We start from the raw sequence: 20,618 nt of genomic DNA, 5'->3' as shown, positions 1-20,618 counted from the left end.
GTGTAACCGTGGAAGAGAGAGTGGAAGAAACATTGACGCTTGACCTTGATAAAAAGCTGAATGAAGTATTTGCAGGTCGTGTCGTCCGCAAAGACTTGACGAAGCTCATCAAAGAAGGGGCAAACGTGCCTATATATGTACTGGAATACTTACTGGGGATGTATGCGGCCACTGATGACGAAGAAAGTATTCAACAAGGCGTCAAGCGTGTTAAAAATATCCTCTCTGATAATTTCGTTCGTCCAGATGAAGCAGAGAAAATAAAATCTCGTATTCGTGAGCTTGGTCAATATTCAATCATTGATAAGGTGACAGTAGCCTTGAATCCCAAGATTGACACTTATGAAGCAGAGTTTTCTAATCTTGGATTAAAAGGTGTTCCAATTTCCTCTAACTTTGTAAAAGAGTTCGATAAGCTTTTGGTTGGTGGCATATGGTGCATGGTGAAGATTGACTATTTTTATGATGAAGAAATACGGGTAATGAATCCTTTTAGTGTTAGTAGTTTGCAACCAATTCAAATGCCGAATATGGATATGGAAGAGGTGTTTGAGGGGCGAAAACAGTTCACTAAAAAAGAGTGGATTGATGTTTTAATTCGTTCAACTGGAATGGAACCAACACAATTAGAGGAACGAGTTAAATGGCATCTGCTGTTAAGACTTGTACCATTAGTGGAGAATAACTACAATATGTGTGAACTCGGCCCTCGTGGAACGGGAAAGAGTCATGTTTATAAGGAAATTTCTCCCAATTCTATATTAGTTTCAGGGGGACAATCAACCGTCGCCAATCTGTTTTATAACATGACTACCCGTAAGGTTGGATTGGTAGGTATGTGGGATACCGTGGCTTTCGATGAAGTGGCAGGGATTCACTTTAAAGATAAAGACGGAATCCAAATTATGAAGGATTATATGGCATCGGGAAGTTTCGCACGTGGGAAAGAAGAGAAAAATGCTTCTGCTTCTATGGTATTTGTAGGAAACATAAATCAAAGTGTAGATGTGTTGTTGAAAACTTCACATTTATTTGCTCCATTCCCACCAGAAATGGCAAATGACACAGCATTCTTCGATAGGATGCACTATTATATGCCTGGTTGGGAGATTCCCAAAATGCGACCTGATTTATTTACTGACAAGTATGGATTTATTGTTGATTATCTTGCTGAATTCTTCCGTGAAATGCGTAAAAGACAGTATGCAGATTCAATAGATCGTTATTTCAAGCTTGGAAACAACTTGAATCAACGTGATACAGTTGCTGTTCGAAAAACAGTTTCGGGTATGGTGAAACTCATTTATCCGAATGGTGAATTCACGAAAGAAGATGTAGAGGAAATCTTACAATATGCTCTTGAAGGTCGTCGTCGTGTGAAGGAACAGCTTAAGAAAATCGGTGGCATGGAGTTTTATGATGTTATGTTCTCGTATATCGATAAAGAGTCGTTGAATGAAGAGTATGTATCTGTTCCAGAACAAGGTGGAGGAAAGCTCATTCCAGAGGGCATGGGAAAACCAGGTCATGTATACGTTGTAGGTCATGGACTATCGGGCATGATTGGCGTGTACAAGCTTGAAAATCAGGTTGTTAGTGGCACTGGGAGGTTTGATAAATCAGGTGTTGGTTCTTCACGAGATGCAAAAGAAAGCCTCGATACAGCGTTCAGATACTTCACAGCCAATAGCAAAAGCATCAGCAATTTGATTAGTACAAAAACCAAAGATTACCTAATGCACATTAGTGACTTGCAAGGAATTGGTATAACAAGTGAGCTTGCAGTAGCAGAATTAATAGGATTATGCTCTGGTGCTTTAGAAAAGCCAGTTCAAGAAAGCATGGTTGTAATAGGAAATATGACTGTCGGCGGAACTATAAGCAAGGTCGAAGAATTCGCCAACGTTTTGCAAGTGTGCGTGGATGCAGGTGCTAAGAAAGTATTAATTCCAGCTTCATCTGTCATGGATCTACAGACAGTTCCTCCAGATTTATTGGTAAAGGTACAACCTGTGTTTTATGCGGATCCGATTGATGCCGTATTTAAGGCGTTGGGGGTAAGTTGAAAAAATAAAGTAAAGTTAATTAGGGTCGGTAAAAACCGACCCTATTTTAATATGGACTAATATACGAGGGGGATTAGGATGATAGTTACAATTTCTGATTTTTTACAAACTTTGATAAAAAAAGAAAAAGAAATCATTAAGGAGTATGAAATAATTAAACATGGTCCAACAATAGGGGATATGTATGAGGGTTTAACGGCACACTTTTTAGATATAGCAATGTTTAAAGGCTTAGATATAAGGATTGAAGCGGGAAAAATTAAGAATGTGGATGGAGAATTTAGTAATGAAATTGATTGCATGATTGTGGAGGGAGAGGGTGAAAAGATACCATATACCAATAAATATATCTATGAATATTCACAAGTTATTGCCGTAATCGAAATTAAAAAAACACTCTACCTTAATGAAATCAAGGACTCGTATGAAAAGATGAAAAATATTTATTCAATTAGTGATTACAATTTGGAGAGTTCCAAAGGTTTAAGAGATGCATTTAGGCAAATAGTGAAAAAGGAGCTACCTAATTATAGCGATTTGAAAAAGCTTTCTTTTGAAGAGGAAATGATTTATCATACTTTACTCATTCATGAAATAATGCCAGTAAGGATAGCTTTAGGATATTATGGCTACAAGTCAGAGTTTGCATTACGAGAAGCTTTTTTTTCTTATCTTACTGATAATGTTCAAAGCAAAGGTTTCAGTCCTGTAGTTTTCCCCGATTTAATAATTAGTGGTGATAGTTCCATACTAAAACTTCATGCAATGCCTTATATCGGGCCAATTGATGTGGAAGGATACTGGAATTTCTATGGTTCTACTCAAAACCATCCAATTCGTATCTTACTGGAATTGATTTGGACAAGGCTTAGTTATAAGTATAAAATTTCATCGGATATATTTGGAGAAGATTTGGAACAGGAAGTTATCAATCAATTTCTAAGGTGTAAGGCTGTTCGAAAAGGTGAGGCAATGGGATGGGAAGTCAGATATGAACGGATTGAAAAGCACGATCTAAGCAACAGACCTTCTACACACGAATGGATGCCTGAAGAAGTGACAGATCAAGAAGCAGTGTTATTAATGATGTTATGTAATTATGGTACATTAAAAGCTAATGATGAACCATTAGAGGACTATGATTTGTACAATGAAAAATCTTTGGAGGAAGTTATACAAAGTTTACAAGCTAAGGGTCTTGCTTATCAAGATGAAGAAGAAATTGGATTATTAACCGATCAGTGTCAAGTAGTAACAGCAAGGGGAAAATGGTATGTCGCAGATAATAAATCAGGTAGATTTTCAAATTGGTTAATGAGAAACTTATAATCGTAAAACTCTTTTCTTAAAAAATATTCTAAATGCATCAAGAAAAGCCGAACATGAATCAATGATCATTCGGCTTTTTTTATATTGATTAAAATAATGTGTTGATAATACTCATGTCTTCTAAGCTCTCTGCTATTTTCGTTGTTTTTTCGCTTGTTGATGCAAATGAAAGTTCACTGTTGCTAAGTTTACGGACAATTTCTTCAGCTAATTGATCGAGGGTATTTATTGGAGGATTGTTGAGCATATCCTGGCGAATCAGATGGCGAAGGTAAGAACTGATTGTGCGTTCGGATTTGATTGTGTGAAGATGCCCAATGATGTCATTATCATCGGTTAACAAACTGATTGTGATACGTTCTCGATTCATACCGCATACTTAATCTCCAAGATTTTGAGGAAGCTTTTGACGTTGGCAAATTGGGGGTTTATGATGATGCGTGCTTGAGGAAATTCCTTTTGAATCACTTCGCTGAGCATATAAGATCCTCCTCCAACGAAATGAATTTCAACATTGTTAAACGTATAATCCTGACTCTTGGCGAACTCGATTATCTCTTTGAAGTGTTGAGCCTTCAAGTGTTCAATTAGCAATTTGCTGTCTTCGTGGATTTTTCCAGCGTGTGAAAAGTAACCGTTTTGGAGAATTCGTTCGAGATCATTCGATGTTACAGCAACCCCGTAACGCTGGTTAATTAGCTTACCTAACTTTCCTTTCAACATGTTAATCCCACCGTTAAATACAGTCATTGAATCAAAAATAGGATTAATGCCTTCGAAGGTGACGAGTGTTGTATTAAGCCCGCCCACGTCAAGTACGGAAATATGCTTGCCTCTCATTTTTTCCATTTCTTCATACACGACTCCCATGCCTTCAAAAGCGGTAATGACATCTGTTAAGTGAATAAAAATTGGTTTTCCATTTACAGATAGTACAATAGGTTTTCTATTATTTTCAATGAAGTCTTTGTATTCTTGTTTTGCAGATGCGTCTTTATACGTCGAAATTGGTGTGTTGATAGCCAAACAAATTTCCACATTCTCAACTTGAAGATTTGCCATGTGCAACAGGTCGTATATAGCCGTATAAATACAAATTTTGTGAAGGGCAATCGTCTTAGTTAAATCAAAGTTGCTATGATTTTCTCCCACCATATTCCCCACCAAATAGGATTTTTCATAGTAATCAACAAGATATGATCCTTTCTGGATATCAACTCCGATTTGCCCTACTTCCTGCATTTTTGAACGAAAACTGGTTATAGCATGTTTGTCCTTACTTTTTAAGATTGCTTTCGTCATAAACTTTCCAGAGTCTACTGCGATTAACACTTTTTCTTTCACTTTAAATCACTCCTTTTATTAGTATGTTGTATTCTATACTGATATCTACTGATTTATAAGACATTTCATAAAAATATTAGTTTAATAGTGTCTTAACTATATGAAATGTCATAAATCTCAATAATTCACGAGTAAAGAGTATCTACCACCTAAAACAAGGTAGAACCATAAAGGCATATATCAGATATTGACTACCTTATATGATAGATTCATAAACTATTGAAGGGTGGTCATTATAATGACTAAAATGCTGGATTACTTTAAAGAATTGAAAGAACAGATAACTAATAAGGAACTGTGGGATAAGAATCAATTTTATATTTATGATTATGAGGCAGGAAGCGGAAAGAGTACGAACACATTTCAATTCGTAGGAGACATGACAAAAACGCAACCTTATCGTGTACTCTATGTTCAACGGTTCTTAAAAGACGATGAATTAGCGAAAACCGTAGCTACAATAAATGTACATGCGGGCAGAAGGGTCGCAGAAACTTTTACTGGGGAGGACGCAAAAAAAGTAAAACGAAGAGGTAAAGCTAAAGAAGCACAAGTCCTGTGCATAACCCATAAAATGTATATTTCATTTTGTAAAGGAAATCATGAGGAATTCTGGAAAGATCGCAATATACTAATAATTGACGAATACCCAGATTTTTTAGAGCGAGTAACGGTTAGTAAAGATGAAATAGGATATATGTGGATGATGGAGTATTTATATAAAGATCAATCCATTAAAACCCTTGTATATAAATTGAGAAAAAGCTTAATGGAAACCGAAATTAATAGAAAGGTAGAAAAGGGAAACGAGTTAATATTAGTTGAATTTGATGATCGAGAGTTTTGCCTACTAAGAGATAGAATACCATCCATTATTGATAGTGTTAGTGGAACAAAAGAGAAAGAAATCTTGGGTAAGATTGAACAAGTCCTTACCAATGGATGCTACTTCTACGAAGGGGCTTTCCATACTTTTAATAATAAAATTCAGATGTTATTGTTGGATAATAATATTATTTTAGATGCAAATGGATTTGACTATAGATATAGCCTTTCGAAAAAATATCACGTTAAACAACAGCCAAAAATTTATGATTACTCCCCATCTACCTTAAACCACATCGAGATAAAAACAAGCAAAAAGGAACTATCCTCTCAAATTAACCTACCCGAAAAAACATTTCATGCGATTTTACCAGAAGAAATGGGAAAAACTTTATTTATATCAGACAAAGAGAATAAGGCTATTATTGAAAAGAAGCTCACTGAGTACTTGTTAAATAGATATGATTCGGAAAAAGTTCAGGCGATGATGAATGAAAAATTCAAAATCGATTATTTCGGAAATATCATTGGAGTAAATTCTTATCGAGATTTTGATAATGTCGTTATCATGAAAACACCGAACTTTGATTATTTAGCATACGCTTTAACGTATATGTACTATCGAATGAATGATCAACAAAGTGTAGGAAATGTTTCTGTATTTCAACACGAAGAGGTGGAGAAAATTAGAAAAACAGCCATTGCAGGAGAAATTTATCAAGCAATTAAACGGGTTAATCGAGATAATAGCAGAGTTTCAAACATGTATGTACTCACAGATAACCAGGACGTAGTTGACTTTGTGGTAAATCAATTGCCAGGAATTCAATACAAGAAAACAAGTATGCAAGCTAATAATAAAAGTGATACCAAGAGTCGAACCAAAACAGTAAAGAAATTCGATCAGCAAGTCGAAGGAACAATAAGGGCAATTATGGATGCCAAAAGATCTGGAGCCATCTGTATACAAAAGAAAGCTATTAGAGAGGAGATTGGTATATCGGACAAAAGTAATTTTTCGAAAGTTATGAAGGCTATTCAAGGCTTCTTAGAAGTAAACGGCTTTGATATGAATGGACAAAAAATAATTCTTAGATAGAAAAGAAGTATAGAACAGCCAACAGAAATATGTTGGCTGTTCTATTAATGTAATCAAAAATAATGTTGGAGCAGACACGAAAGTTATATGGTTTATAGATGTATGGTTGTATTGTTCGTTCGAAAAAGAGTATTGCAGGATTGTCGAGCTGGTTTTCGGAATATGAATCATTCGGTATTGTGTTCTTTTTCAATTGGTAATAACCAACTGGTAACAATTTCAAATCTATAAAAACTAAAGATATTTAACACAGATGGGTATACCGCTTTTGTATTCCAACCTTTTGAAAAAATATCATGCTATAAAACAACATAAAGGAATACTATTGAAATTCTTTTGTTTTTCTTTGCACTAAGTATCTATAGTAATACTGAAATGAAAAATAATATATGGCTTGATGCTACAATCTAACTTGATTTTTAGCACTGTAGAATAATATAAATTTAATTTATTTGAAAGGGTAGCCTTAAAGATACAAATATATTCAATAATAAATAGAGTAGACTAAAGTAACGCTTTTGTATTCCAACAATTAGAATCCGTAAAAATACTGTAGTATCATTACATTGGAATATTATTGACATCACTTTTGGGTCTTAGACAATAATTTAAATGATGCTACAGCATTCAATGGTGCTGGAAGTTAAATTGAATTTCGATAATAGATTGACCATATTATCAAAAGGTTGTGGAATCCAGTAAATCAACCCTATTAATAATGCAATTCATATTAGACGATACCGACACTTTCAAAAGTTGTATGATTTAAACTTATTACTTTATATAAGAAGAATTGCATACAACTTAATAAGATACAGTCTATCTTCATTTGCTTTCTCAATCGAACGAGCAATACAACTTTTCAGTTGAATACGGCTATAGACTATTTTATTAGTACTTTAAGCGTTAGCGATATTGAAAGTTACCCCTGCAGAAATTACAATTAATTTATAGTATCCACAACCAATAGAAGCCCAAGTAGACAATAAGCAACAGCACTATTAGTAAGAAAAGCTTCTTTGGACTCTATGTGAAATTTGCAGAAGTCTGTTTTTGAATCTATATATAGGTTTATGTTTTGACCAAGTTGATTGACTGAGTCACCTCTAACAACAAGCAACTAATAAAGAAATAAAAACAATAATTTACTTAGAGTAAATCTTCTAATATTTCTAAGGGCGTTATTTGATTAAGAATTGTTAGTTGATCGAATTGATAGTTCTTACGTTAGAAAATAGCGTTCTCTGATTCCATTCCGCAAGAATTTCTTCTACTTCTTTTAGGTCATAAATGCCTTCCTCTAAACAAAAAATAATAAGATTATCTTTACTGTTCTCCTCACTAAGAGTAAATCCCGCCTTCTGCAAAAGTTTAGTAGTTTCCAATAAATTTAGTTTAAGGAAAATCGATATTCTAATTAGCTTGTCTTTATCGTGATTAGAAACTTTATCATTAACGAGTTTGCTCCAATATGCTTTATTAATTAAGGCATCACCAAAAGTTTCGTCGTTAAATGAATAGATTCCTCTATCTGTGGTCAGTGTTAGTAGATATTGTCCAACAGATTTAGTCTTTTTACTTTTTTCAAAATGTTTATCCAGCTTATTTAACTGAAAGTTACTTAAACTATGTCCGAAAAATCCATAGTCATCTGGTTCTTCTTCCGCATCAATTTGATTTAACGTAACAAATAAAAGTTCCTTGGCTTGTCCTTCTGAAATGAACTTGATTAACTTAGACTTTAACGATTCTTTTATCATATTATTTTCTCCTTAACAAGTTGTCTCCGAGGCAACAAAAAAGGAACATTGCCCATATATAATGATTATAGAACAACACACGATGTTCGTTCTACAAAATCGAGAAATTTAGAGGAGGAACAAACTATGAGAAAGATTATATCAGTAGATGGATGGGCAACGGTTAAGGAATCCTATAAAGGGAATTATCGTAATGAACAAGGTTTAGGGCTTTCGGGATTCTTCAGAAGAGACTATAAAGAGAACCATGAAATGGTAGTTGTGAGCAATGGTAATTTGTTATGTAGATACAAATATCCAAGGGGAATTAATATTCCTTTCGAATCTCCGATGGTAAGGTGGATGAACTTGATCTATTGCGGAGGATATGATGTTTTGTTAGAAAATGGAGAGAGATCAGGGAGTAACGAGAGACTACTGGAAGCAGTAAATAAAGGATTAAAACCCATTGGATTTATTATCGTAAATAGCAAAAATATTGAGATTATGGTCGAAAGAGTCAAGCTCAGCGGACTTCACTTTGAAGTAAGTAAGCAAGAGCGAGATACCTATGAAATTGGAATCGCCAATCGAGGTAAAGTTAAAGACCATTTCGATCTTAAAAAATTGATTAGTTCATATCAATTATTCAGTGAACATTTAGGTTACGACTTACTAACGTCAGAGGAAGAAGAAATCTTACTAAAAACTGCTGAATTAGAATTGAATTATTTTATAAAAGACTTTGCTTATGCGAGTTGTGAAAAAAGGAAATGGGAGCATGTATTAACAGGATTGTTACTTGGATATCCGATAGAATCAACAGTTTCTTTTTTAAGTGGTCGGATATATTAAAACAAATACAAAGTGGTGACTTGAGGAGGTAAGTTCAAACAAGGTCGAACCAGTTTGGTAGATACAAACCTTACAAATTGATCTACAATAGCATTATAAGGGGTTACACTAATGAATATACAACAAAACAAGGAGGATTGTATTAATGCTTAATACAGTAATGAATGAGCAGAAGTTAGCAAGTGAGACAAATGAAAATGTTCAGCAAAGTTCCACTAAAGGATATAGATTTCCACCGTTAATCAACTATTTAAGAGAAATATATAATAAGAAATTAAAAGAAGAAACGTCTGCAAAAACTGGACTACCTAATTTGGATGTAATATTAGAAAATGGATATTCACCAGGATTACATGTAATCGCAGGAATGCCAAACATCGGAAAACGGTCATTGTTAATCCATATGACTGAGGAGTTTACAAAACAAAAGTTCGCTGTGATTATGATTTCATCGAAAGAATCCAAAACTTCCATTGTCCAACGATTTATTGCAAGAACCACCTATAAAAATGACCCCGCCAATGCAATCCGACTTAACCAAGTACCCAACCAATTATCAAGCGATCCTCTCAAATATAAGCAATTATTGAATCAGGTAGTTCCAACAATTAAGTTTATTAGTCTTACAGAGACACCAATGCTCGACATGTATTCATTGGAGGATAAGATACTACAGCAAAAAGAAGCTTACAGTCAGTCAGTCATTTTAATAGATTTGCATGAATTTTCTTCTTGGAATAAAGATGAAAGCTTGCTTAACGAAAAAATAGACACGATTCGACAAATTGCCGTAAAACTTCAAATCCCGATACTTCTGACCTTCGATTTGAATCCCAATGATGTCCAAAATCTATTAAAGGGCTACTCAACATCTGAAGGGATTGAGCGTCATGTTACTACCTTTTCATTTCTGCATACAGCGATTCCTCCTCAACATGAACAAACCCCCAAAAATCAATCCACTACTTCTCAAAATGAATTATTAAGACTGCAACTTAAGAACGCCCGTACAGGAAGTAATCATCAAATTTATTTTACTCACCGCATAGATTATGGTTATTTCCAAGAAGGATGAACTTTTTAATAATAATCGAAAAATGATAAAAGGAGCAAAATTGATGAATTACACAAAAGATAATATTGGTGATTTTCGTTCATTAATTGTTTATCAAAAATCAGCACTTTACGTCAAAAAGATATATGAAATAGTTAATAACCTTCCTGCATTCGAGAGATATAACATTGCAGACCAAATGCGTCGTGCCGTATCAAGCGTTACTGCTAACATCGCTGAAGGTTATGCACGTATATCTTATAAAGAGGAATTCAGCTACCTCAATATTTCTGTAGGTAGTATTTCTGAGGTGAGGAGCTTTCTGGACTTATGTCTGATGATGGGGTATATCTCTGAAGAAGATTATAAACTTCTCGACAATGATGCAGAAGAAATTCTGAAAATGCTTATCGGAAAAATGCAGAGGATCAGAAGAATAACGGGGTAATGGAGGGTTATAAATGCAAATAGAAACCTTACGTAACATGAGCATATATGACAAAGCACTTGATCTTTGCTTTGTAAGCTATGAATTTATCGAGAAACATCAAAACCAAATTGCATTGGAAGATGCTTTTAAAATAAGAAGGATGGTAACTCGCATTCCAGTTAAGATAGCAACTGCTATTGGACAAAATAATATGAAACTTCGATTCAAGCGATTGAATGATGCAAAGATAGAGTTACAAAAGCTTGAACAAATGCTGGATAAACTCCACAAAAAAGTAGAAATAATCTACGAATATGGATTTGAGGTAGACTATTACTCTGGTGAATTAATGAGATTACTGAACGGTTATTTCGGATGGTTAAAGAGAAATCTTGAAGAGTAATCAGAAATTAATTGCAGTTTAAAACGATGGAATAAAAATTAAACAATAGCAAAGAGAGGCTGATAAAACGATGGAATTAAAAGACTATTTTAGTGAGGAAAAGTTAGAAGAATTAAGAGGGGAAATTAAAATAGAAAAAGATTTAATTTCAAAAAAATATATTGGAGATGTGATTTATGTTAGTGAAATAGTGGACTATGTAAATGCTGATGTATTTAATAATATTGCTCATGTACCATGTATAGAAATTGGAGAATTAATTGAATCACTATTGAATTTAAAGGAAAACCAAATATCAATTAATCCTATAATCGAAGTGGAAGGCAATGAGTACGGTTCTAATACCAGTGGTGAGAGAGCCTATGTTTCCAACTTTGAAATAGAGGAAATTTCAAATCTCACAGTGGAGCAGAAAGAAGAATTTGATGAAATAAGCGATGAAATACTTGATTTATTTTTTGAGTTGTGTGAAGAACTTGATGTGAGAATTTCAGTTAGTTTCACAGAAGTTGAAGCTGAGGAAGAGGAAGATAAGAAGGTAAGGGTTGATGATATCTGGTAACAAAAAAGACTCCAAAAGTGGGGTCTTTTTTGCCCTATAAAAATTATTATTTTCCAAAGCCTGACCAATCATAGGTATTTTCCTTTTGTTTACGTTTCTTTTCTTCAATTTTACTTTCTACAAGTTTTTCTTTAATAAAGCTCATAATAAAACCGCAATCTTCACAAATATATTTGTATGTTTTAACAGATTCATTATAACGACGGTAACCATTATTTTCTTCAGATATTAAGTTAAAAGAGATATCCCCCTTTTCTACTATTTCATTTTCAATAGTGGTGGTCACACCAACATCAATATAAATATGTACGTCATCATTGCTCCTGCTCGTAACTTCAACATTATTATATGCAGTTGGATAAATATCCACATCCACATCAATTTCATAGTAGCCTTTAAGAAAATGGCTACCCCCACAAACTATACACTTGATCTCACTCATAAATCATCGCTCCCTAAGTTTATTAATATATGTATATGTTCCTTTTTGTATGAGAACAATAAATTAGTTACGAAAAGCAATTTTTTTATGAATTAGATACACTAAATAATCCAGCAAAAAACCTTATGGTAAGTGGCACAAAAGTATGAGTTAAGTGATAGTTCGAAAATGGCGTTTCAAAGAGTGGATTTAGTAATTTAAATACATTCCAGAAATTTATAGTACTTATTAAAACTAAGATGCCAATAATTTAATATGCATTTTTATAAAAGTAAGAATAACTCGATTAATATTGGAAATTCTAATTTTGCCATTGACACACACATACACACGTGTGTATTATATGTGTATAGGTATTAAATTGGAGGTTAGTGCAATTCTTACTACAAAAGAAATTAGTCAAATGCTTGGTGTTTCTGAAGAAACTGTTCGCAGATGGATTCGCACCAAAGAATTAAAAGCTATACAAGAGGGCAAGAGTTACCTTGTAGATAGAAATGATTTAAATCATTTCGTAAACAAAAAAGCAAAGGAGGGAACTGCTACTTCAATTGGAAAAATGGCATTATTATTACCAATAGTAGGAGGAGTAGTAGGAGGAGCATCATCAGTTTCGAAATTTATTAAAATGATAAATTCTAAAGGCAATCAAAGTAACTCAGAATTATTGTCGGAACTTTCCGATAAATCAAATGCATATAGTCAATCAATGGATGAAATTGATGAATACATTGCGACTTTAAAACGTCAAAAACAAAAGTTAGATTTGCAATATCAAATGGATGTATTACAAATAGAAGAAGATATTGAAATGTATCAAAAAGTAAGGAAAGACCTTGAGCAGAAATAGTTTATAATATTAATTTTTAATCGTGTTGGGTAATCTAATCAAAATACAAAAATAGAAGGAGCTGTATAAATTAATGGAAAATAAAAAAAAATTAAATATTATCAAGAATGCTGGGATAAATCAAAATAATTTAAAAGGTGAGGATATCATTAAATTGATTGAATTACATCTATCAAACAAGATTGATAAAGAAGACCTAAAAGAGTTTCTAAAAGAAAGTAATGTTACTTATAAAACATTTATTGAAGGCTTAGGTGTTTTTGTAGACATCCATAAAGAGTCAAGTAACAAATATATTGAATCTTTGGATTACAGATTAAAGGATTTAATTAAGCAAGCAGAGAATGCTGAGACAGATGAACTAAAAGAAAAATTTGATAAGAAAATTGGTTCGATTCTGGATAGATTAAAAGAAGAAGCAGATGCGAATAGAACTCATTTCCAAAAGACTCTAATTGTTACGGCAGGTCTCGGTGCATCAGTTATCGGTGGGGCAATATTATTAGCTACTCGCAATCCAGAATTATTTAAAAAGGGTGTAGAAATGATTGCTCAAGAATCTATAAAAAAAATCGTTTAATCCAAAGCAGTTTTTATAGGAATTTAAAGTGATATAAAAACGGGAAATTATTTGCTTTACAAAATCCTGCTGAGTAGATTAAAAGTGTAATAAAATTAAGTGGTACATTAGAGGTTTTATGTTGCACCTGAGTTGTGTTGATATTAGGAAATTCCAGTATTATTTACTCTAAGATCTTTTATAAATTTGATTAAAAAGTTATGTATATAGTTTTGTTTTTCTTATTTATCATTCTCTTGATATCAACCCGCATTCTTCCGAATGGTAAGTTATAAAACTGTCTTCATAACTGATAACTATGTGTAAAGTAGATAGTTCTAAAATTAAAAGAAAATGCAATATAATACTTCAATTTAATATCAAGACTAATAATAAGGAGGGGAAAATGATGGGTTCTCCACAACTAAAAGAAATTGATGCAGATTTAGTAGTTAAGAATTTGAAACTACCTCGTCAAACAATGAAGCGGAGACAAGAAGACCTGGTAAAAAGAGGGGGTTAACAAGGCAGACCATAGCTATAGATAGAGGAGAAAAAATTCCCTCTAAAACTTTAGCACTTGCCATTTAGGTAGATTTACTTCTCTGGCTTTTTTTCCGACTGTGGGTGTAGTAGTAAAAGCACTATTGGATTCAACTAAATTGAATGACTAATGGAAGAAAATTATCAAAGGATTTGAATAGTTATGGAAAAAAATAATCAAGAAAAAGACCGAGTGAAAGTTGGGTTTGGTAAATTTAGTTTTGAAATGAATGGAGATTTTGTAAAAGAAAACGGAAAAATCTTAGCATGTGGTGCAGTTGCATGTGGTGTAATTGCTGTATTAGGTACTACGTATGGTGCTGTGTATGCAGTTACTAAGAATGGGGAAGTTGCTAAAGAAGTTGCTGGTAATGTAGTTAAACTCATACCGAAATCAGCGTAGTAGCAAATTTTATGGAACATAAATAATTATAGAAGTATGTATGCCTTATATAGTTTAAGCACTCTTGATACAGAGAGTGCTTTTAATCTTTTAGCATTGATAAATAATTAATAACTCCTGGTAGAGTTTACTCAATGGTAAATTCATTAATAGAAACGTTTATGGGAAACTTTGGGTGTCAGGGAATGAGCAACATGGAAGAGTTAATAAAAAGTTACTTAGAATGTAAAGTAAAATCAATAGGAAAAAAATTTTAGGAGGTAAGTAGTTTGGCCCAATTTATTTCATATGTTTTAATTTTTATTTTTATTTTGAACATTATTCGTGTCAAGAGGGCAATTGCGGTTAGACCAACTTTAGCTCAGCTTGATAGTCTAAAAGGGAAACACCTCGTTTAAGGGTTCTTCATAATGAAGGTGAGGATAGTAGTCTTAGACTAATACCAACCGCTGACCTTAGATCAAACTTAAGGACTTTAGGTAAACCAGTGGTATGGTTCTTTGTAGGTGAACCTAAATCGTTTCAATTAGGGAGAAATAACTTAAAAGAACAACCTAATAAAATTATGAGGATAAGATTTGAAGATTTAGATAGCGAAAAGATTTTGTATCGAGCAGGCGACAATGTTGTAGGTTACATGGGTGAATTTGAAGGAAAAACAGAAGATTACACATTAGCGAATCGCTACGTGTATATTATGTGTCGATACATAGTCTATCTTCAATTAATTGTTTATTTAGGGGCTACTATTTTTGTCCTTATTACCTTATTTGGGCTTGATTTAGGCATGAAAATAGCATTTATTCTATTCTTTGTAGTTCCAATTATCATCATAGTACTAAATTGGATAAAAAAGTTGATATCTAAGTTTAAAGTCAAAAATAGTTGATTAAATCCTATAAGATTTGAAACAGTGTATATATGAGAAAGATGTTTTTCAATAGCACTAACCACCCCGAAAGTTTGGTATGCTTATGAAGAAGTATTCAGAAAATTATTTGAGATTATTAAATTGGAGGTTACTATGGAAAAACGGATTGTTGAATATATAACTAATCTTATAGATGGGGTAAATGTAGAAGTGACAAATTCACAAATAATAATTGAAAAAACCCCAGAAGTGGAAATCATATTTGAAGTGGAAGGATTAAGTTTTGATGAAATGACAAAAAAAATTGAAGACTGGTATCTACTTCACAGTAAAATTTCTGAATATATAAATAAAGTGGATAAAGATATGTCATGTTGGACTAATAATGATACTGTTATAATTTATCATCCTGACTGGGATGAAATTACATTCCCTTTGGATGAAACAATTTACAGTTATGAAGATGTTTATGAAGAAATTAAAGAATACTTTTCCTTGAAATATGTTCCTGTCAAAGCATGCTATAGTGATAACTATATTGAAGTATTGATAAAGTTGTCAGAAGTTATATGGGGGGACGGCTTATCTGATGTTACATTCCTTTTAGATTCTGATCAAGATGGTTCTCATAAAATACATTATGAAATAAGTGCTGTATCAGAACACTTTGCAACAACTATACAGAAAAATCAAGGCTATAGTGATATTATAGTTAATGAGAATTTTACTACTTTGAAGATATATAATGTTAATGATGTAGAAAGTATTTCAATAGACGACGAGAAATATGAATCAACCATTTGGTATATTGCTAATTGTATTTTGTTTGAAATCTCTTCAAAATATGGAGTAGCAATAGAATTGCTTGAACTTCCTGAGGAAGAAGATGAAGGTTACATAGAAACGGACTTAGACGTATTAAACAGCATTGAAAAGCCTTTTTTAAAGAAGAAATATGATATAGACTTAATCAACTATTATCATCGTGCATTAAATATGACAGATAGCGAATTTAAGTATTTAGCTTTCTATCAAATATTAGAATGTATTTTTGATGAAGTCTATCAGTATGAAACAGTGCAAGATGTAAAACAGATAATGAACTCCAGTTGGTTTTCTTCATATAATGATAATGACATAATGAAAATCATAGAAGAAGTTGATAGGTATAATAAAGGAAAGAATGATAGAGAAAAATTGAAATTAGTTTTAGAGAAATATTTCAAAGGTGAGGTACATGAGCCTGCATATCTTGTTGCTAATAAGGAAATTTCAAAAATAATAATTGAAGATCTATCGGCTATGAAAACCGAAAAAGAAATGAATGATTTACAAAAATTATCGGGTATATTATATGATTTTAGATGTGAATGTACACATTCAAATAGATCATATCCGTTTAGAACTCAATTTAAAAAAACAGAAGGTGAGTTGGAAAAATATATTTCTCTTGTGCAAAAAGTAGCAGAGAGAGTCATAACAAATTATCCGAGTAAGTGACATATGAATAGATTTAATAAAACCCTGTAGAGTAACTTATTGTGAAGGTGAACGAAATAAACTTTTCCTCTGGGGAACATGAAATTTTAGATATTCATGAGCATTTACCGTTGATCAAAGGTATGGCTGAATAAGGAAACAATAGCATGGTTAATTACATATGTGAATAACCATGCTAAATTTCGTGTTATTTTATATTCTTATACTTTTTTACACCTTAAAAGATAAACTGTTAAAAAAACCTTGCCTCCGTAAGTTTTCTAAAACATAGTCAAAACCATGGTCAAACATTTTCTTTCTTTGCTATAAACCGTTATAAACACTGTTGTTACAGCATTTTCAGGAGTAGCAGGTTCGACTCCCGCCGTCTCCTTATCACGACCTCATATGATTTCATAAAGTGTCATGTGACATAAAGCATGAATTTTCCTTTTGGAAAGTTTATGCTTTATTTTATTTTAGGAAATTTTGTGCTTGAATAAATTGTTTATTTGAATTGCTTTAAAGTTATTCCTGTTAATCAATACTTGGAGGACCATGAAATTTTATATATTTTGCTTAATCCGATTATTTCTTATCAGGCGAAGAGATCTAGTTTAAGGAAGGTAAAAACAGACGCAATTGATGCGTACCAGTTGTGTGTGCTTTATTACAAAGAAGATTTTGAGCCTCATAAAAACAGAGGAATTCAACTATTAAATCTTGGAAATCTTTCCAGACAACAGGAGATTGTAACGAATATGTATGTGGAGGCTAAGCTACAGTTTCACACTATTTTAGATCAAGTGTTTCCTGAATACCGCAAGGTTTTTGGTGATCTTTATTCGAAGGTTTCTTTACTTATGCTAAAGAAATACCCTACTTCAGAAGCTGTACTAGCTGTTGGAGAAAGTAAGCTAGCGGAGTGTGTGATGGAGTTTTGTCCAAGACGATCTAGTCAATGGGCATTGGATAAGGCCAAAAAATTAATGGATTCCGCATCTCGAAATCCATTTCAAAAAGTGGTGTATGACAGTCACTTAATCAATCTTCAAATGTATATTGAGTTACTTTTTCAGTACCAGTCACACCTTTCTGAGCTAGAAAATCGTATTGTGACGATGGCAAATGAATTAGAAGATTACAAGGTTGTCCAATCGATTCCAGGAATCGGGGAAAAAATCGCTGCCACGATCATCTCTGAGATTGGTGAAATCGATCGGTTTAGCCATCCTAAAAAATTGGTTGCCTTTGCAGGAGTAGACCCCAGTGTTCACTCATCAGGAAAGTTCATTGCCACAACCAATCGGATTACTAAACGAGGTTCAAGTAGATTACGCCATGCTTTGTATCTTGCCGTATTGTGCGGTATCAGAAGCTCAAGAAACAAAAAGTTGAAAGAATTCTATGACAAGAAGAAATCAGAAGGAAAGCCTTCCAAAGTGGCAATAGTAGCCTGCATAAACAAACTGCTTCATTGGGTTTATGCTTTATTAAATAGAGAAGAATCTTTCCAAGATATAGCGTAATTACTGGTTACAAGTAATTAAGAGAAAACCTTCCAGAAGGTTTTTGGAGGTCTATTTGTCATGCACAAAATAGTATATCATAAGATTAATAGTAATTTTAAAGAAAAATATTGACATCCTATTAGCTGGTTTAGTTAATTAAGACCATCCTTTCGATGGTCTATTTTTATGTCCAAAATATCAAGTAATTCTCAGAAGTCCATTGTGAAATGTTGCACTTAAACTCCCATGAAAATTAAAATCTTCGATTTAGAGAAAAAGGCAATACTAAATCAGACGCAGCTCATTTATTTTTTAAAAAATGCAGCGCCTAAATGGGGATCAAATTATGGGTTGGATTAGGAGGCACTTGGTTCAGTTATTGTAACGTTGTATCCTAAGTTCTCAAGTCTTCGAACAGAATATCGTACAATGGATTGTTCTTTTTGCTTGTCAAAGTAATCCTCTCCTAAATCTACGTACATCTCTTTGCGAGTTAAGAGATAATAGGAGATTCTTAAAATGGCATGAGCGACAGATATTCCTGCCCTTTTTTTACCCTTTCTTGATGCAGTACGCCTATACAGGGCTCCCAAATAGGTTTTGGATCCTCTGACAGAGTGAGCTGCTTCAATTAATGCCGATTTCAAGTACTTGTTTCCTTTTTTCATGTTGCTTGATTTTCTCTTGCCCGCACTCTCATTATGTCCAGGTACTAATCCTGCCCAGGAACACAAGTGCGCCGAACTGGGGAATTGCTTCTCGACATCCGTACCGACTTCGGCTAAGATTTGTTCGGCCATTCGAGTGGCGATGCCGGGAATGGAATCCAATCGCTCAATATCTTCTTGGTGGGGGGATAATCTAGTAGCCACCTCTTCGTTTAACAGTTCAATCTGCTCAGAAAGAAATTCTATATGGACCAGAATGGTTTTCAACATGAGACGTTGATGTGGATTGATATACCCCCGAAGAGCAAGCTCCAGTTCACTCTTTTTCTTCTTCATTGATCGACGGGCCAAGCTAGCTAGCTTCTTAGGATCATTTTCGCCATCGGCGATAGCACGAAGCATATCGAGAGACGAAACACCCATGATGTCGGAGACAACGGAGCCAAGTTTGATATTAGCACCTTCCAACACCTTTTGAATTCGATTATGTTGCCTTGCACGTTCTTCAATAATACTCCGTCGATACCGAACTAATTCTCGTAGTTCTCGTTGGTTACGATCCGGAATAAAACTTGCTTTAAGTAAACCGTGCCGAAGAAGTTTGGCAATCCATTCTGCATCTTTCACATCGGTCTTGCGACCTGGTACTGCTTTCATATGTTGAGCATTCACTACTAAAAATTCAATATTCTCCGCTTCAAGTAAGTTAACTATTGGCTTCCAAAATACGCCGGTACTTTCCATTGCTACGTGGGTACAACCATGCTCCTTAATCCAGTCAATTAACTGTAATAGAAATACAGTCTTAGTGGAAAACGTTTGAATCTCCTTTCCTTTTGGTGTAATAATACAGGCAGTAATGGAGTCTTTATGAACATCCATACCGCATGCACGCTCAATGATTACTTCCATTGTAATCATCCTTTCTACGGCAACTAGTATTGGAGGCTGGTGCAATAACCAGAGTAGGATTAATCTCCCATGAGTGCTTCCCGTAAGGGAGCGACAGTCTGTGATACACCGTGGTCGTTGGAGTCAGACTAACGGATGGGCTCTATGGCACCATAGTTCATCGACCTTCCTCTCCCAGCCGTAGTATCCTATACCCGTTTTTCACATTTTCATTCTCTGTGGTGTAGCGCTGATTTTGCGCTACATGGGTGGCTAACGGGGCAGTTGTGCGGCCGAGCCTAGGTCGTATCATATAGCGGGTGGGATTCCCGTCGAGAAAGAACTAGCCATTCACTCGTAGCGAGTCTTGGAGGGCTAATGGTAACATTAGCCTTTAAGCGTAGACAGTTAGGTGGCGGGCCGAAAGCCAAATGGTTGAAGGGATTGAGCTCCATAATGTTAGTAAATCGAGAGGGCTGATGCCTTAACTGCGGTAGAAAGCTACATTTTATTCTTCGATATAGGCAAGAAGGATAAAACCTCTCTGGGGTCAGAGACCTTGGCACGTCACACATTGATATGATACGGCAACTCGGGAGACCCTACCGGTCTCTTCTTATAGAAGAGTATGGTGTACAAGTGATAATAAGCAAGGAAACCAAATGCCGTTGTAGGGAGTCGGATAGCAGCGTAGT

At 34.1% G+C, this 20,618-nt stretch carries 18 protein-coding genes and 1 pseudogene; 14 read left to right on the top strand and 5 right to left on the bottom strand.

Features of this window, described 5'->3' with window-relative positions; translation table 11 throughout:
* The first annotated feature begins 8 nt into the window (after positions 1 to 8).
* Both brxL and MHB55_RS15680 read left to right on the top strand, forming a co-directional pair.
* Complete coding sequence (brxL, locus tag MHB55_RS15685) at positions 9 to 2,066, top strand: protease Lon-related BREX system protein BrxL (protein WP_340863598.1); 2,058 nt, start codon at positions 9 to 11, stop codon at positions 2,064 to 2,066.
* 78 nt (positions 2,067 to 2,144) lie between these two features.
* The gene (locus tag MHB55_RS15680) at positions 2,145 to 3,395 is read left to right on the top strand and encodes a DUF6602 domain-containing protein (protein ID WP_340863597.1); all 1,251 of its coding nucleotides are present in this window, start codon (positions 2,145 to 2,147) and stop codon (positions 3,393 to 3,395) included.
* An 88-nt stretch (positions 3,396 to 3,483) separates the two neighbouring features.
* Here the strand turns inward: MHB55_RS15680 and MHB55_RS15675 are convergent, their stop codons facing one another.
* Both MHB55_RS15675 and MHB55_RS15670 read right to left on the bottom strand, forming a co-directional pair.
* Positions 3,484 to 3,765 (bottom strand): hypothetical protein, encoded by a 282-nt coding sequence (locus MHB55_RS15675; protein ID WP_340863596.1) that lies wholly within the window; start codon positions 3,763 to 3,765, stop codon positions 3,484 to 3,486.
* Positions 3,762 to 4,739 (bottom strand): ParM/StbA family protein, encoded by a 978-nt coding sequence (locus MHB55_RS15670; RefSeq protein ID WP_340863595.1) that lies wholly within the window; start codon positions 4,737 to 4,739, stop codon positions 3,762 to 3,764. The genes MHB55_RS15675 and MHB55_RS15670 overlap by 4 nt, the downstream gene beginning before the upstream one ends.
* A gap of 238 nt (positions 4,740 to 4,977) precedes the next feature.
* On the opposite strand from MHB55_RS15670, the gene MHB55_RS15665 reads away from it, so the two are divergent.
* Positions 4,978 to 6,663, top strand: a complete 1,686-nt coding sequence (locus tag MHB55_RS15665) for a hypothetical protein (RefSeq protein ID WP_340863594.1) — start codon at positions 4,978 to 4,980, stop codon at positions 6,661 to 6,663.
* A 1,199-nt stretch (positions 6,664 to 7,862) separates the two neighbouring features.
* Here the strand turns inward: MHB55_RS15665 and MHB55_RS15660 are convergent.
* Complete coding sequence (locus tag MHB55_RS15660; protein ID WP_340863593.1) at positions 7,863 to 8,423, bottom strand: hypothetical protein; 561 nt, start codon at positions 8,421 to 8,423, stop codon at positions 7,863 to 7,865.
* A 126-nt stretch (positions 8,424 to 8,549) separates the two neighbouring features.
* On the opposite strand from MHB55_RS15660, the gene MHB55_RS15655 reads away from it, so the two are divergent.
* The 5 genes from MHB55_RS15655 (at position 8,550) to MHB55_RS15635 (ending at position 11,706) form a co-directional block, all read left to right on the top strand.
* Positions 8,550 to 9,257, top strand: a complete 708-nt coding sequence (locus tag MHB55_RS15655) for a hypothetical protein (RefSeq protein WP_340863592.1) — start codon at positions 8,550 to 8,552, stop codon at positions 9,255 to 9,257.
* Between the two features lie 145 nt (positions 9,258 to 9,402).
* Positions 9,403 to 10,332 carry a DnaB-like helicase C-terminal domain-containing protein gene (locus tag MHB55_RS15650; protein WP_340863591.1) on the top strand — a complete coding sequence of 310 codons (930 nt, stop codon included), beginning with the start codon at positions 9,403 to 9,405 and terminating at the stop codon, positions 10,330 to 10,332.
* Between the two features lie 43 nt (positions 10,333 to 10,375).
* Positions 10,376 to 10,759 (top strand): four helix bundle protein, encoded by a 384-nt coding sequence (locus tag MHB55_RS15645; protein ID WP_340863590.1) that lies wholly within the window; start codon positions 10,376 to 10,378, stop codon positions 10,757 to 10,759.
* 13 nt (positions 10,760 to 10,772) lie between these two features.
* Positions 10,773 to 11,144 carry a four helix bundle protein gene (locus tag MHB55_RS15640; protein ID WP_340863589.1) on the top strand — a complete coding sequence of 124 codons (372 nt, stop codon included), beginning with the start codon at positions 10,773 to 10,775 and terminating at the stop codon, positions 11,142 to 11,144.
* Positions 11,145 to 11,214: 70 nt separating this feature from the next.
* On the top strand, positions 11,215 to 11,706 hold the full coding sequence (locus MHB55_RS15635) for a hypothetical protein (protein ID WP_340863588.1): 492 nt from the start codon (positions 11,215 to 11,217) through the stop codon (positions 11,704 to 11,706).
* Between the two features lie 46 nt (positions 11,707 to 11,752).
* Here MHB55_RS15635 and MHB55_RS15630 read toward each other — a convergent pair whose 3' ends face one another.
* Positions 11,753 to 12,148 (bottom strand): hypothetical protein, encoded by a 396-nt coding sequence (locus tag MHB55_RS15630; RefSeq protein WP_340863587.1) that lies wholly within the window; start codon positions 12,146 to 12,148, stop codon positions 11,753 to 11,755.
* Between the two features lie 307 nt (positions 12,149 to 12,455).
* Between MHB55_RS15630 and MHB55_RS15625 the strand changes: the two genes are divergently transcribed.
* The 6 genes and pseudogenes from MHB55_RS15625 to MHB55_RS15600 form a co-directional block, all read left to right on the top strand.
* Complete coding sequence (locus MHB55_RS15625; RefSeq protein ID WP_340863586.1) at positions 12,456 to 12,998, top strand: helix-turn-helix domain-containing protein; 543 nt, start codon at positions 12,456 to 12,458, stop codon at positions 12,996 to 12,998.
* Positions 12,999 to 13,071: 73 nt separating this feature from the next.
* Positions 13,072 to 13,578: a hypothetical protein gene (locus MHB55_RS15620; protein ID WP_340863585.1), complete on the top strand. Its 507-nt coding sequence runs from the start codon at positions 13,072 to 13,074 to the stop codon at positions 13,576 to 13,578.
* A gap of 685 nt (positions 13,579 to 14,263) precedes the next feature.
* On the top strand, positions 14,264 to 14,503 hold the full coding sequence (locus MHB55_RS15615; RefSeq protein ID WP_340863584.1) for a hypothetical protein: 240 nt from the start codon (positions 14,264 to 14,266) through the stop codon (positions 14,501 to 14,503).
* A gap of 487 nt (positions 14,504 to 14,990) precedes the next feature.
* On the top strand, positions 14,991 to 15,392 hold the full coding sequence (locus MHB55_RS15610; RefSeq protein ID WP_340863583.1) for a hypothetical protein: 402 nt from the start codon (positions 14,991 to 14,993) through the stop codon (positions 15,390 to 15,392).
* Positions 15,393 to 15,527: 135 nt separating this feature from the next.
* Complete coding sequence (mauJ, locus tag MHB55_RS15605) at positions 15,528 to 16,874, top strand: methylamine utilization protein MauJ (RefSeq protein ID WP_340863582.1); 1,347 nt, start codon at positions 15,528 to 15,530, stop codon at positions 16,872 to 16,874.
* Positions 16,875 to 17,386: 512 nt separating this feature from the next.
* A pseudogene (locus tag MHB55_RS15600) lies at positions 17,387 to 18,382 on the top strand (IS110 family transposase); the annotation flags it as partial.
* Between the two features lie 338 nt (positions 18,383 to 18,720).
* Here the strand turns inward: MHB55_RS15600 and MHB55_RS15595 are convergent.
* Positions 18,721 to 19,944: an IS110 family transposase gene (locus tag MHB55_RS15595; RefSeq protein ID WP_340844735.1), complete on the bottom strand. Its 1,224-nt coding sequence runs from the start codon at positions 19,942 to 19,944 to the stop codon at positions 18,721 to 18,723.
* Between the last annotated feature and the right edge of the window lie 674 nt (positions 19,945 to 20,618).

The organism is Psychrobacillus sp. FSL K6-1267 (genome assembly GCF_038003265.1).
GTDB classification, from domain to species: domain Bacteria; phylum Bacillota; class Bacilli; order Bacillales_A; family Planococcaceae; genus Psychrobacillus; species Psychrobacillus faecigallinarum.
Note: the sequence above shows the minus strand (reverse complement) of the source record. Positions and strands in the feature narration are given on the sequence as shown.